This window comes from Niallia sp. 01092 (assembly GCF_052318935.1).
GTDB lineage: Bacteria > Bacillota > Bacilli > Bacillales > Cytobacillaceae > Niallia.
Genome location: NZ_JBQRKO010000007.1, coordinates 161,884 through 174,832, shown reverse-complemented (window position 1 = coordinate 174,832; position 12,949 = coordinate 161,884). Strand labels below are relative to the sequence as shown.

Here is a 12,949-nt window from a genome sequence, read left to right as displayed (position 1 = left end):
AGGAAACAAAATGACTTTTTCATTAAAAGGCAAAACCTATGTCGTAATGGGTGTTGCTAATAAACGAAGTATTGCTTGGGGAATTGCTACATCTCTTCATAAAGCAGGAGCTCGTTTAATTTTTACGTATGCTGGTGAAAGGTTGGAAAAAAGTGTTCGTGATTTAGTGGAAACATTAGGTGCAAATGACAGTATCGTTCTTCCTTGTGATGTTACAAATGATGATGAAGTCGCTGCATGTTTTGAAACAATTAAAGGAGATGTAGGTACGATTCATGGTGTTGCTCATTGTATCGCATTTGCTAATAAAGAAGAGCTGCAAGGCGATTATATGAATACAACAAGAGAAGGATTTTTATTAGCTCATAATATTAGTGCATATTCTTTAACAGCTGTTGCAAAAGAAGCAAAAGGATTAATGACAGAGGGCGGAAGCATTGTAACTTTAACGTATCTTGGTGGAGAGCGTGCTATCCGAAATTATAATGTGATGGGTGTTGCGAAGGCGTCTTTAGAAGCAAGTGTACGTTATTTAGCGACAGATTTAGGGAAAGACGGTATTCGTGTTAACTCTATTTCTGCTGGTCCAATCCGTACATTATCTGCAAAAGGAATCAGTGATTTCAACTCGATCTTAAAAGAAATTGAAGAACGTTCACCACTTAGAAGAACAACGACTCCAGAAGAAGTGGGCGATACAGCAGTATTTTTATTCAGTGATTTTGCAAGAGGAATAACTGGAGAAAATATCCATGTCGATTCTGGATACCATATTATTTCATAAATAATACTTTGTAAAAACTTTATTTTCCATTTGGGAAAATAAAGTTTTTTTATTGGCTGTTTTCTAAAAGTTTGTTGTTTTTGAATAAAATAATAAACATGGCCTAAGCACTGAGCAGCCTGAATACACGTAGCCTCCTGCGGGAAAAGCGAGAAAGTCGAGACCCCACAGGAGCATAGCGACGAGGAGGCTCGGCACTCGTCCGCGGAAAGCGAAGTGTATTCATGCTGCGGGTTAAATAACAACAATCTATACGAAAAGAGCATTTTTTTGTTTAATTAGAGATAAGATAAGCTTTATTCTAATATAAGTATATTAACGAAGTCACTGCCACTTGCATACATTAGGAAGAACTAGGTATTTCCTTTCTACTTAAATGATAAGTGCTTTTAGGAGGTGACATCATGTTGAATAAAAAGGGAGATAAAACACCATTGTTGTTTGTTAAACAGAGCAATCAATCTGTTATTAATAATACGATGCAAGCTTCATATTCAGTAAAAAAGTCAAAACAAGAAAAACAAAAGGCACTAATAAAAAAACAACTTGAAGAGAAATTGCAACTACAAGAGAAGGCAACAGAGGAAAAAGAGAAAATAGCAGCAAATATAACTGAAACTCCAGGGGCAGTACAAAAACAGATTGAAGAATATAATATAAAACAAGAAGATGGGAATAGCAATGATGCAAAAAAGCCTGCTTTTAGAAGGTTAAAAAGCTTTAAAGATATGAGTATAGACGAGAAGCTTGTTTATCTTCTGAATTTCCCCAAACAGCTTCCGCCAGTTCCTTGTATTATTATGACAGATAATCATAATGCTCGTGGTTTTGTTATTGGAAAAGATGAGCAATCAGTCCAACTGAAACTAATGAATGAATCTGTTATGAAAATTTCTTTAAATAGTATTAAAGAAGTAAAAATGATTGGCTTATAAGTATTAAAAGTTTAAACCTCATCTTATTATTAGATGAAGGTTTTTTTATTTAGACTTTGTTATTTGTTAAAGGCTGTTTTCTCAAAGTTTGTTGTTTTTTACGTAAAAAATGGGAGAAGAAGTACTCAGCAGCCTGAATACACGTAGACTCCTGTGTAAATGAGAGAAAGACGAGACCCCACAGGATCGTATACGGATGGCACTGAAAAAGTGTTTTATTAGATAAATTATAGGTGAAACACTTAAATTTATTAGGGTAAAAATGGTATAGAGAGTTTGAAAACGACCATCATTTTGGTAAGCCTCGGAAAACCAAACGAAAACCTCTTCGTTGCTTAGATTGTCACTACCTATATTTTATAGCATTTACTTTTTCAGTGGCCTCTCGTATGCGAGCGAGGAGGCTTGAAAGAATGTCCGCGGAAAGGGAGTGGATTCCCTGACCTTTTGCAAATCAGAGCCTTTATTTAAGGTAGATAAATTAATAGATAACAAGTGACATTTTATTGAACAGTTTTTTTCTAAGTTGTCCATTAACATGAGGGGATATTATAGAGCATAAAATGGAATGAATGAAAACCGGTGATTGTCTGTGGGAAGGAGTAAAGTGTATAGGGAAAGTTTCTTGCAGTGAGTGTTCAAAAAGGAGGACAAAAAGAGCCGAGAAGTTCAAGGAAGTTTAGCTTAGAGCACCGCAGCGTATGCATTTAATACGTGAGGAGCGGATAAGCAAACTGACGCAGAAATTCGACAGCTATTTTTCCCGGACTTTTTGAACGCCTTCTTGCAGTATAAAGCAACCAGCCTACACAGACTGGTTGCATAAAAGATAACCATGAGTTGGTCCTATTAATCACAAATATCTAAATCTACATCAGCGATACATTGTACTGCACAGAAGCATTTTAAATCAACTGTAATGCAGTCACTTGTACGACGGAAGCCGTCTACTTCACAAACTTTCTTTAAATCAATGCAGCAGTCTTCTACAATATCAAGTGTTTCTCTTCCTGAATGAGTTTTTTTCACAGGAGCAAGAACTCTTAATACTGCACAGCAGTTGTCAAATACATCTTCTACACGGAAGAAAATAGACACACATGCGCAATCGTCTCCTCTAAAGAAAGCGTGAAATGGTTTTCCTTCTGCTGTTTTTAAAACAAATACACGAGTATCCGCTTTTTCTCTTCTTGTTGGTGATACAAGTGAACCAAGTGGTTCTGAGAAACAGTTTGTTTCACATTCGCAACGGTCTTCTGCATTATCTTGGATATCTTTAATGGCACGAACTACTTCACAAACACAGCTAGATGTACCGTGAATATCGTCTTTTTTTCCACAACCCATAATTTATTTCCTCCTTATTTTGTTTCTTTCTTTGTGATACTACACTACTAACATATTGCCAAAGGTCCTTATGGGTTACGGACAAACGCCTTTTTTCTGTAAATTTAGGCATTTACCTAAAGAGGAAAGGGGCTGAGATACACTTGTTTTAAATGGAAAAATATGAAAAGAAGGAGAGGGTAAGATTGAATATACATGTTATGGATTTTATTTTATTAATCCTTGCAAGTTTCCGGATCACAAGACTAATGGTGTATGACACAATTACAGAATTTATCCGAAATATAGTATTAGAGGAAATAACAGAAAAAAACGAAGCTGGTCAAGATGAAATATATTATGTTCCAAAGTCAGGTAAGGTTAGAAGTTTTTTTGGAGAACTAATTAGTTGTTATTGGTGTACAGGAGTTTGGTCTGCCATTTTTTTAACTCTATTATATTTTCTGTTTCCTGTTGTCTACACTCCTTTTGTGCTTGTGTTCGCCATTGCAGGTGCAGCTGCACTTATTGAAGCTTTGCTGCAAAGAGTGCTACCAGAGGAATAAGCAAACTTTAGGAATATAGGCAAGATGTTTACACAAGCTTATTTTATTAAACATAGTATATGGTAGCGTTTGGATAATGTATGCTTGGAGGGATAGGGAATGTATCATAAAAAAAGTGAAAAAAGTTCAGAAGCAGTAAAAACAATACCACAAAAGAAAAAGAAAAAAAAATCAGGCTGTGGATGCGGGAAAAAATCGTCCAAGTGAACTCGTTTCAGCAATCGGCAACTTTTGTTGTAGCACTAATTCACTTGAGTTGAAAATCTTCTCTACTTCACTTATTGGCCTGTTTTCACACTAAAAAAGAATGGGATAAAAAAGAATTCTTCTGAAAATAGAGGAATTCTTTTTTATGTCTTACAAAAATTGGTTCATTCCGTAAGTAAAAATTTTTCATAAAAAGTTTATTAATAGAAAAAAATAAAAAAAGATTAAACGATACCATTACATATGTAGGAAGGGAAGAATATGACAAATAAAAAAACAGTAATCTTTTTTTTGCTAATAATCAGCATGATTCTGACCGGCTGTGAAAAATACTCTAGTCACAGCAGGTGGGCTTTGTTTAAAATGGTAAATCAACAGCCTGTTGTTATTGGAAAGAATGACCATGAAGCAAATCAAAAAAAGGTAGAACAAATAAAAGAGGAAACAAGTGCAGTTCCTTCTATATATGATGTTGCTGTTATAAAAGGAAAAAAGGATATTTTAGTTGCTTATAAAGTAAAGCATATGTATCGATTGAAAATGAAAGGCATTGAAAAAGAATTAAAAGAAAAACTAAAAAAGAAATTTCCTGATGAAAATTTTACTTTATCAAGCGATTATAAAATTTTTCTAGAGTCAGCAAGATTGTGGGAAAAATTGCAAGATCCTAATTATACGGACAAACAAGCTGATAAAAGATTAAAGCAAATCATTCGTTTAAACGATGAACTGACATAAGGCCTATATATGGATCCTCGTCCCTTGTCTTTACCATCTAACAAGGAAAAGGAAGAATCAAATCTAATAAAGGCGGCGTGAGCGATGCCAATCTAACTTAGTAAGGATAAAAAATATACTACAGAGCACCATCACTCATTTTTTATCCATTACAGTTGGCGTAGCTCCGACCCCTTTTCCCTAAATAAAGGAGGAAAAACAATGCCAAATAAACAAGAGGAGCAAAAAACGCCACAGCAAAAACAATATGAAACATTAGAACAGCAGTTTGAAACAAAACGCCCAGTTGTAAAAAATTGTGTGAAAGCTTTTTTTGTTGGCGGCATCATTTGTACAATTGGGCAATTAATTGCTTATATGTATATTTATTTCTTTCACTTCACAGAACAAACATCTGGAAATCCAACAAGTGCAACGGTTATTTTCCTTTCTATGTTGTTGACAGGATTTGGAATATATGATCGTCTCGGCCAGTTTGGTGGTGCTGGTAGTGCTGTACCTGTATCCGGTTTTGGAAACAGTATTATATCAGCAGCAATCGAACATCGTACAGAAGGATTTGTGCTTGGTGTAGGTGGAAATATATTTAAACTTGCAGGGTCTGTCATAGTATTTGGTGTCTTTTCAGCATTTGTTGTTGCACTTATTAAAACGATTATTATAAAGCTGGGGGGATTTTAAATTGCTTAAAGGAAAACAATCATGGCTTTTTCCTAATCATCCAGTGATTCAATCAACAGGCGTATCTGGTGGACCTTTTGAAGGAAACGGTAATTTAGCAAACGATTTTGATATACTTCATGATGATTTATGGATGGGCAAAGACACGTATGAGCAAGCACACAGATTATTGCTGGAGGAAGCTGCTCAAACTGCTTTGCAAAAAAGTGAAGTGAAGCCACAAGATATAGAGTTTTTTTTAGCTGGTGATTTAATTAATCAAATGACACCAACAAGTTTTGCTGCAAGAACGTTAAAAATCCCATACTTTGGTTTATTTGGTGCTTGTTCTACTTCTATGGAAGGCTTAGCGCTTGCTTCTTTTATCATCAATTATCAAGGTGCAAATAATATATTAACAGGTGCCTCCAGTCATAATGCGGCTGTTGAAAAGCAGTTCCGCTATCCGACAGAATACGGGGGACAAAAACCGCCGACTGCACAATGGACGGTAACTGGTGCGGGAGTAGCTTTGCTTACTGCAAACAATCATCAAGCAAACTTGCCATATACGACTTCTGCAACAATTGGAAAGGTAATTGATATGGCATTAACAGACCCCTTTAATATGGGAGGGGCAATGGCGCCAGCAGCAGCTGACACAATCGCTTCCCATTTTAATGATTTAGGAATTGACGCTTCGTATTATGATTTAATTGTTACAGGTGATTTAGGGAAAATTGGCAGAGAAACAGCGATGGCCCTATTAAAACAAATGGGATGGGAAATAGATGAAACAAAATTTAATGATTGCGGACTTCTTCTGTATAAAGAAAATCAGCCAGTACAGTCAGGTGGAAGTGGAGCAGGATGTTCGGCTTCCGTTTTATATGGCCATTTACTTAATGAAATGAAAAATGGAAAGTATAAAAGAATATTAGTTGTTGCAACAGGAGCTTTATTATCTCCGTTAAGTTTTCAGCAAAATGAAACGATTCCATGTATTGCCCATGCAGTATCCATTGAAATATAACTTTTTAAATAAACAAAAAAAAGCTAGGAGGTGCAAAGGATGATCCCCATGTTTTTTTGGGCGTTTGTAATTGGAGGTTTAGTATGTGTCATTGGACAACTTATGTTTGATGTGGCAAAACTTACGCCAGCTCATACATTATCAACTTTGGTCGTAATTGGAGCGATTTTAGACGGAGTAGGATTATATGAACCATTTGCAGATTTTGCGGGAGCGGGTGCAACTATTCCGATAACCAGTTTTGGGAATGCGCTCGTGCATGGAGCGATGCAAGAAGCTGATGTCCATGGCATTATTGGTGTTTTAACTGGAATGTTTGAGGTCACAAGTTCAGGAATATCTGCCGCCATCGTATTTGGATTTATCGGTGCCTTGCTTTTTAAACCAAAAGGCTGAATATTTATCTTGGTGGAATATTTTTTATAGGAGACGTACGAAATGTCTGAAGTCATAAACACATTCATTCGTTCTTTTTTAATCATCATTGGTCTTTTCTTTATTGCGAAACTTCTTGGGAAAAAACAGCTGTCTAAATTATCTTTTTTTGAATATATAGTTGGAATTACAACTGGTGATATCGCAGGAACCTTATCTATGGACTCAGAATTAAAGATGAGAGAAGGCGTGACTGCAATTATTATTTGGACAACTTTCCCAGTAATTATTAGTTATCTTTCTTTAAAAAGTAAACGATTCCGTAATTTTGTGGAAGGTACTCCAACTATTTTTATTAAAAATGGAAATCTTATAGAAGATAATTTAAGAAAGGAAAAATACAGTTTAGATGAATTGTTAGAGCAGCTTAGAACACAAAGTATTTTTCGGGTGGAAGATGTTGAATTTGCCACTTTAGAAGCGAATGGGGGATTAAGTGTACTTTTAAAAAAGCCAAAGCAGCCAGTATTAGTAGAAGATATCATCGATTCTCCACCTGTAGAAAAAGAACTTTATTCTATTATTTTGGATGGGAAAATAAATGATAAAGCGTTAAATAAATGCAACTTGAGTGAAAAATGGGTAGCAAGTGCGTTAGAAAAAAGAGGTTTAGTTTTAGAAGAAATTTTTCTTGCACAGGTGGATCATAATGGAACCATTACGTTTGACTTTTATGATCAGGAATAGAATAAATAGGTAATATATCCAAATCTACAACAGTTTTTGGCCATATGTCTAATAAGACAATCGTACATTCTTTACTGTATTAGTAGCTTGCCTATACAATGCTACTCACTATCCATATGCTAATAGAGACTAAGGCATAAGTGAGGTGAAGAATATATGAGTTTCGGTGGATGCGGTTACGGCGGTTATGGCGGCGGCTATGGATACGGAGGCGGCTATGGTGGCTCTTCCTTTGTATTGATTGTAGTATTATTTATACTATTAATTATTGTAGGCGTAAGCTTTCTTTAATTAAAAAAACTTGCAGCCAACAACAAAAATAGATTTGTTGTTGGCTGCAGTGTTTAAAAGGTAAAAGGATGTTAGCTATTAAGTTGACATCCTTTTTACTGTGGTTGTGAAAACTTATAGGCATTTTACTTTTTATTAAATGGAAGCTACACCTTTTTTCTTAAGCTTCATACTATATAAAGTAGCTTAAGAAGGAGGAAAAATAAGGATGAACAATAATTTCTTTAAAAATATAGAATCAAAAACTGGTGTAAACATGAAAGATATATTTGAATTAGCTAATTCTTTACAAAATGCTAATTTTAAAGATGAAAAAACAGTTAGAGGCGTAATTCGCCGAGTATCCCAGATAGCAGGAAAGTCTGTGCCTAAAGAAACTGAAGATAAAATTGTAAAATCAATTGTTTCAGACGGGAAACAATTAGACTTTAACACTTTATCCAAAATGATTAATAAAAAGTAACTCAAAATAAAAAGGGGTAGCTCTAGATAGATTTATTGAACTTAGAGAACCCCATTTTTACTTTGTATAAAATGGTTTAGATTTCTTCTTAAATAGAGGGTAAAAAGCGTGAAGCCTTTGCCTTTTTTCCACGTATATGCATAGGAATCGATACATACAGCTCTTGTTGTGCTCGAGTCATGCCAACATACAGAAGCCGCCTTTCTTCTTCCAGCGGTAGAGGATCATCTTTACGTTGTGCTTCTAGTGAATAATCATGCGGAATAGAGCCGTCGACGGTTCCTAATAAATAAACCACTTTATATTCTAATCCTTTGGCACGATGAATCGTACTTAATGTAACGGTGTTGTCTGCATGTAAATATTGTTTTTTTATTTCTGTATTCATCGCTATCATATGTTCTGTATGTGCAATAAATTCATCGATTGCAGAGAACTTTTTTGCAGCTACCTTTAAATCTCGAATATCATCCGATCCTTTATCCCATTGATTTCCTTCATTTCCTCGTTTCGTAATAAACTCGTGAAATCCCAGTTCTTTTTCTATTATTGTGATTGCATCCACTGGGTTCTTATATTTTAATTTATGAAGAACAGAAGGGATTTTTTTTAAGCGGGATTCTTGAAAGGCAAACCCGGTTTTTACAGAAAGGAAGCAATCTAATAAACTGCAGTCCTGTAAGATGCTGGTTGCTTTTATATCCTGCAGAACAGATTTTTTCACAAATAAAGAGGGCAGAATATCTCTTACCGCATCATGGTTATCAGGGTCAATGGTTAGTTTTAAATATCCAATCATGCTTTTTACAATAAAGCGACTATAAAAAGAACCGGCATTTTGTTCTAATTTAAACGGTAGATTGGAAGATGCGAGCCGTTCAAATATAGCTCGACTGCTTGTGTTTGTACGATAAAGAACAGCAAAATCTTTCGGTTCATATCCCTTTTTTATTTTTTCTTGCATATCTGTTACAATCATGGTTGCTTCTTCTTCTTCGTCATATGGATAAAACATCCTTGGTGTTTTTCCAGAGTAGGTAGCAATCATATTTTTTTGACGGCGTTTTTTATTTTTGCTGATGACTGCATGTGCTGTCGTGACAATTTCATGTGCAGAGCGATAATTATAATCAAGAATAATTACTTTTGCATTTGGAAAATCTTTTTCAAAATATAGAAGGTATTTTGGATCACTTCCTCGAAATGCATATATAGATTGATCATCGTCTCCAACCGCATACACGCTTGCTGCTTTTTTCGAAATCAGTTTAATCCATTCATATTGCACTTTATTAATATCTTGAAATTCGTCTAATAAAAAATGTTGAAAGCGATTTTGATACATTTCCAACATATGCGGATTTTCAAGGAAATAGTAATATCCACCAAGCAGCATATCATCAAAATCATATAAGTTTTGTTGATGTTTCCTCTCCTCGTAGCGTTTATAAAGAGGGAGTACCTTTTCTTCCCATTCTGTTGCAGCGGTTATTTCATGTGGAAAAAGCAACGAGTTTTTCCATGTGCCAATTTGCTGTATGGCTGCATCAAAAGGAAACTCTTTTCCATCCAAGTTCAAGTCTTTGCCTATCTCTTTTAATAATGCTTCTTTTTGCCAATCTTTACTTAATAAATTTTGCCGCTGCCATTTATCTGGTTGATGAAAAATTAATATTTGATAAAGAATACGATGGAACGTACCGGAAACAATTTTATTGACGAGCGACTGGGACATATTAGGATACTGAAGCAAACGTTCCTTCATTTCGGTCGCTGCTTTTAATGTAAATGTGACTAACATGATGGATGATGGGTCTACTTCTTTTTCATGTATTAAATAAGCTGCTCTTGTTGTTAACACACGGGTTTTTCCACTGCCGGCACCAGCTACTACTAAAGCTGGCCCATTTTGAATCGCAACAGCTTTTGCTTGAGATGGATCAAGCATTACACCGCTTTTATGAAGCAATTGGAGATAATTCTCTTTATAGGAAGGCTCAGTTGGGACGGGCTGATAAAAGGGTGCTTTTATTTGTAGCTGCTTCGTTTCTTTATAGCCTGTTTTTACTGGTTCACTGCCAATCGTTCGAGATTTTGGAATTCTAAATCCATTTTTTTCTTCATATTCTTTACCTGCTGCTGTTTCTTCTGAAGCGGAAGAGGAAAATTCTTCGCAATCTATTTTGGTTGATAGATGAAAGAAATGGGGAGTCTTCTCTATTCCTATATAAAGCATAACGGTTTCTCCGCAAACTGGGCATGCCAGCAAGCCTTGTTTTCCATCTTCATGAATTTTTTGAAGATCTTGTCTATTAATTGTATGTAAGTGTATTAATTTATTTACGTAAAAAGCTGATAGCATAGGCAACCTCAAATCTATTAATTCTAACTAGTTTTAACAGCGGAGTTCCGCTCTACAAAGATTACAGTTAATCATATCAAAATCATAGGAGAGAGAAAAGAGGGGAAGCGTGCTTAAGCGGTTAAAAATGCTGGGAATAATAATAGTACGTGTTCAACATATAATTTTTTATAGGAGGGAAAGGGAAATGGGTTATATTCTTCCGATTACAAATTATCAGTATGAACAATATACTTTACGAGAAATTGGCAAAAAAACAAACCCGTATAAACAACAGGAGATATCTCGTATATTTCCAATAAACAATCGCTTGCAAAAGGAAACAAAAGATGCGAATGAGAACATTTTTAATCATATAAGCGTTTCTCATTCGAACAATCAAATGCATGAAAATAAAGACATTTCCTTATTAGAAGCACAGCTTACTGGAAAAGGAAGAAACTTTCATGCATTTGTTTAAGAAAAGCGCCGGCGCATTAATAGCCTTGCACATATAATGGTTTATTTTCCTGCCATTCTGCATAAAGAATGTCTTTATAAGAGGAAACTCCTAAAAAACTGAGCTCGTTTTTTAATTTTTGCTCGTCCCAGCCAATGATCGGTAAATTCTCCACGACTATTTCTCCATCGAGAATAATGCTTATCGGCAAGGAAACACTCTGGAGAGGCAAATTTAAGTCTTGTTTAGTAGGTGTGGCATAAGCTTGTTTTCTCATAACGCTAATAGTGCCATCTGTTTCTAAAATAGCATAATAGCATTCCGTGATGGAAAATATTTCTTTAGCTCGAAGAAGATGCTGCAACTGATTTAAATCTAGATGATTTTTTTTCATCTCTTGATAATCAATTTGCCCTTTTTTTATAATTATGGCTGGTTTTCCTTCTAATAGTTTTCGTGTTAATCGCAACTTTTGTGTGAAAATTGCGGTAGTATAAATTAACAATCCCCAGATTCCGACGGCAAAAAGAATTTCCAGCAATCCCGTTTTTTTATCATACATGGCGTTTCCAACTAATTCACCAAGCACTAAAACAGAAACAAAATCAAAGGTAGTAATTTGAGTAATCTCCGTTTTCCCGAGAATCTTAGTTAAAAAAAGAAGGGAAAGAAAACCAATAATAAGCTCTATTACGATGTGAAGAAAATCCAATGAAATCAACCCTTTCCTTACCATTGTAGGCAAATAATAAAAAAATAAACAAAAAACTCTCGTCTAATTTTGACAAGAGTTTTTTGTTTATTTTACAAGTTGATTAACTGAACCGTGATTGAATTTAGGAGCAAAAAACAATCATTCTTTTATTTTTTTCATCATCGTTTTATGAGGAATGCCTGCATCTAAAAATTCTTCTGATACTACTTCATAACCGAGTTTCGAATAAAAAGGAATCGCGTGTGTTTGTGCATTTAATTTAAGTGCAGGTGCTCCATTGTGACTGGCATACTCCTCTATTTTTTTCATGATAGTTTTGCCTGAACCGCCTTTGCGGTTTTCTTTTAAGATGCAAATTCTTTCAATTTTTCCGTACTCATCAAATGTGCGATAACGTCCAGCTCCAACCGGCTTATTGTGATCGTACAAGACAAAATGGATACTGTCTTGTTCGTATTCATCGTATTCTTCTTCTTCTGGTACTTGTTGTTCGTCTATAAAAACAGTCCGGCGAACATAATATACATCTTCTAACTCTTTTTCGGTTTTAGCTATAATTACTTCCAATTTACTCACATTTCCTTTCCTAGTCTAAATGTTTCGTATACTGTCCAGGATTCGTTCTCAAGCTCGTATAATAAATGAAAACGGTCAGCTTGCTCTTCATATTGAAAAGTATTCATCCTCAAACTGCTATACATATCAAGATGCTCATCATTTGTCAGCTGCTGGCCAATTGTTATATGTGGAACAAACGAATCCTTTTGTTGTTCCACTCCAAGTATGCTGGAAAGCTCAATATGTAAATCTTCTAAATCCGGGGTAGGCTCTATTTTTAAATAAACTTTATTTTCGACAGGTTGAAACGTGCTAATTTTTAAAATATTTAGTCCAATAGTAGGGAAGTGACTGGCTACTTTCTCTAGTTTTTTACTAATTTCTTTTATTTCTGCAGGATTTGCTTCAAATTCACTAATAAGGCTAATATGCGGTGGAATTAATGCATATTTAGGGTCAAACCGTTTACGTAAAGAATTAGCTTTATCTTGCAACTCTTTTCCTGGGAAAATAACAATACTATATTTCATTTGATTATTCCCTCCATTTTATTAAGAAGCCAACATATATCGTGTTGTCTTTATTGTTTTATGTAAGATATTATAACAAATATTTTGGTGAAGTTTAAAAAGTTATTATCGTTTTAATATTAAGAATTAGTAAACAAAATTCGTATGGAGACTCATGCCTCGTCTCATCATCTAACAAGGAAAAAGCAGTTTCTAACCTAATAAAGGCGGCGTGAGTGAA

Annotated in this window: 15 protein-coding genes and 1 pseudogene; 11 read left to right on the top strand and 5 right to left on the bottom strand. The window is 35.0% G+C overall.

Translation table 11 applies throughout. The features are described from left to right. The first annotated feature begins 10 nt into the window (after nucleotides 1–10). Nucleotides 11–784 carry an enoyl-ACP reductase FabI gene (fabI, locus tag ACTXGU_RS08865; protein WP_443481140.1) on the top strand — a complete coding sequence of 258 codons (774 nt, stop codon included), beginning with the start codon at nucleotides 11–13 and terminating at the stop codon, nucleotides 782–784. A gap of 404 nt (nucleotides 785–1,188) precedes the next feature. Beyond that, nucleotides 1,189–1,719, top strand: coding sequence for a CotO family spore coat protein (locus ACTXGU_RS08860; RefSeq protein WP_443481139.1), 531 nt, complete (start codon nucleotides 1,189–1,191; stop codon nucleotides 1,717–1,719). An 849-nt stretch (nucleotides 1,720–2,568) separates the two neighbouring features. Here the strand turns inward: ACTXGU_RS08860 and ACTXGU_RS08855 are convergent. Continuing rightward, complete coding sequence (locus ACTXGU_RS08855) at nucleotides 2,569–3,066, bottom strand: CotY/CotZ family spore coat protein (RefSeq protein ID WP_443481138.1); 498 nt, start codon at nucleotides 3,064–3,066, stop codon at nucleotides 2,569–2,571. Between the two features lie 185 nt (nucleotides 3,067–3,251). Here ACTXGU_RS08855 and ACTXGU_RS08850 point away from each other — a divergent pair, with 185 nt between their 5' ends. From ACTXGU_RS08850 to ACTXGU_RS08815, 8 genes and pseudogenes are all read left to right on the top strand, one after another. Next, a complete protein-coding gene (locus ACTXGU_RS08850) occupies nucleotides 3,252–3,611 on the top strand; it encodes a DUF1360 domain-containing protein (RefSeq protein ID WP_443481137.1) in 360 nt (119 codons plus the stop codon). Between the two features lie 468 nt (nucleotides 3,612–4,079). Continuing rightward, on the top strand, nucleotides 4,080–4,556 hold the full coding sequence (locus ACTXGU_RS08845) for a sporulation protein (RefSeq protein WP_443481136.1): 477 nt from the start codon (nucleotides 4,080–4,082) through the stop codon (nucleotides 4,554–4,556). 201 nt (nucleotides 4,557–4,757) lie between these two features. Continuing rightward, nucleotides 4,758–5,237, top strand: coding sequence for a stage V sporulation protein AC (gene spoVAC / locus ACTXGU_RS08840; RefSeq protein ID WP_443481135.1), 480 nt, complete (start codon nucleotides 4,758–4,760; stop codon nucleotides 5,235–5,237). Nucleotide 5,238: 1 nt separating this feature from the next. Next, nucleotides 5,239–6,249 (top strand): stage V sporulation protein AD, encoded by a 1,011-nt coding sequence (gene spoVAD / locus ACTXGU_RS08835; protein ID WP_443481134.1) that lies wholly within the window; start codon nucleotides 5,239–5,241, stop codon nucleotides 6,247–6,249. 39 nt (nucleotides 6,250–6,288) lie between these two features. Further along, nucleotides 6,289–6,645 (top strand): stage V sporulation protein AE, encoded by a 357-nt coding sequence (gene spoVAE / locus ACTXGU_RS08830; RefSeq protein ID WP_443481133.1) that lies wholly within the window; start codon nucleotides 6,289–6,291, stop codon nucleotides 6,643–6,645. Nucleotides 6,646–6,687: 42 nt separating this feature from the next. Next, the gene (locus tag ACTXGU_RS08825; protein ID WP_443481132.1) at nucleotides 6,688–7,371 is read left to right on the top strand and encodes a DUF421 domain-containing protein; all 684 of its coding nucleotides are present in this window, start codon (nucleotides 6,688–6,690) and stop codon (nucleotides 7,369–7,371) included. Between the two features lie 222 nt (nucleotides 7,372–7,593). Further along, a pseudogene (locus ACTXGU_RS08820) lies at nucleotides 7,594–7,662 on the top strand (YjcZ family sporulation protein); the annotation flags it as partial. Nucleotides 7,663–7,870: 208 nt separating this feature from the next. Continuing rightward, nucleotides 7,871–8,125 (top strand): stage VI sporulation protein F, encoded by a 255-nt coding sequence (locus ACTXGU_RS08815; RefSeq protein WP_443481131.1) that lies wholly within the window; start codon nucleotides 7,871–7,873, stop codon nucleotides 8,123–8,125. 88 nt (nucleotides 8,126–8,213) lie between these two features. Here the strand turns inward: ACTXGU_RS08815 and ACTXGU_RS08810 are convergent, their stop codons facing one another. After that, entirely contained in the window at nucleotides 8,214–10,487 is a 2,274-nt protein-coding gene (locus tag ACTXGU_RS08810; protein ID WP_443481130.1) for a UvrD-helicase domain-containing protein, read from the bottom strand. 187 nt (nucleotides 10,488–10,674) lie between these two features. Between ACTXGU_RS08810 and ACTXGU_RS08805 the strand changes: the two genes are divergently transcribed. Then, nucleotides 10,675–10,947, top strand: a complete 273-nt coding sequence (locus ACTXGU_RS08805) for a hypothetical protein (RefSeq protein WP_443481129.1) — start codon at nucleotides 10,675–10,677, stop codon at nucleotides 10,945–10,947. A gap of 16 nt (nucleotides 10,948–10,963) precedes the next feature. Here ACTXGU_RS08805 and ACTXGU_RS08800 read toward each other — a convergent pair whose 3' ends face one another. From ACTXGU_RS08800 to ACTXGU_RS08790, 3 genes are all read right to left on the bottom strand, one after another. Continuing rightward, a complete protein-coding gene (locus ACTXGU_RS08800; protein WP_443481169.1) occupies nucleotides 10,964–11,638 on the bottom strand; it encodes a DUF421 domain-containing protein in 675 nt (224 codons plus the stop codon). Between the two features lie 141 nt (nucleotides 11,639–11,779). After that, nucleotides 11,780–12,208 carry a GNAT family N-acetyltransferase gene (locus ACTXGU_RS08795; RefSeq protein WP_443481168.1) on the bottom strand — a complete coding sequence of 143 codons (429 nt, stop codon included), beginning with the start codon at nucleotides 12,206–12,208 and terminating at the stop codon, nucleotides 11,780–11,782. A gap of 5 nt (nucleotides 12,209–12,213) precedes the next feature. Further along, nucleotides 12,214–12,729, bottom strand: coding sequence for a 2'-5' RNA ligase family protein (locus ACTXGU_RS08790; protein ID WP_443481128.1), 516 nt, complete (start codon nucleotides 12,727–12,729; stop codon nucleotides 12,214–12,216). Between the last annotated feature and the right edge of the window lie 220 nt (nucleotides 12,730–12,949).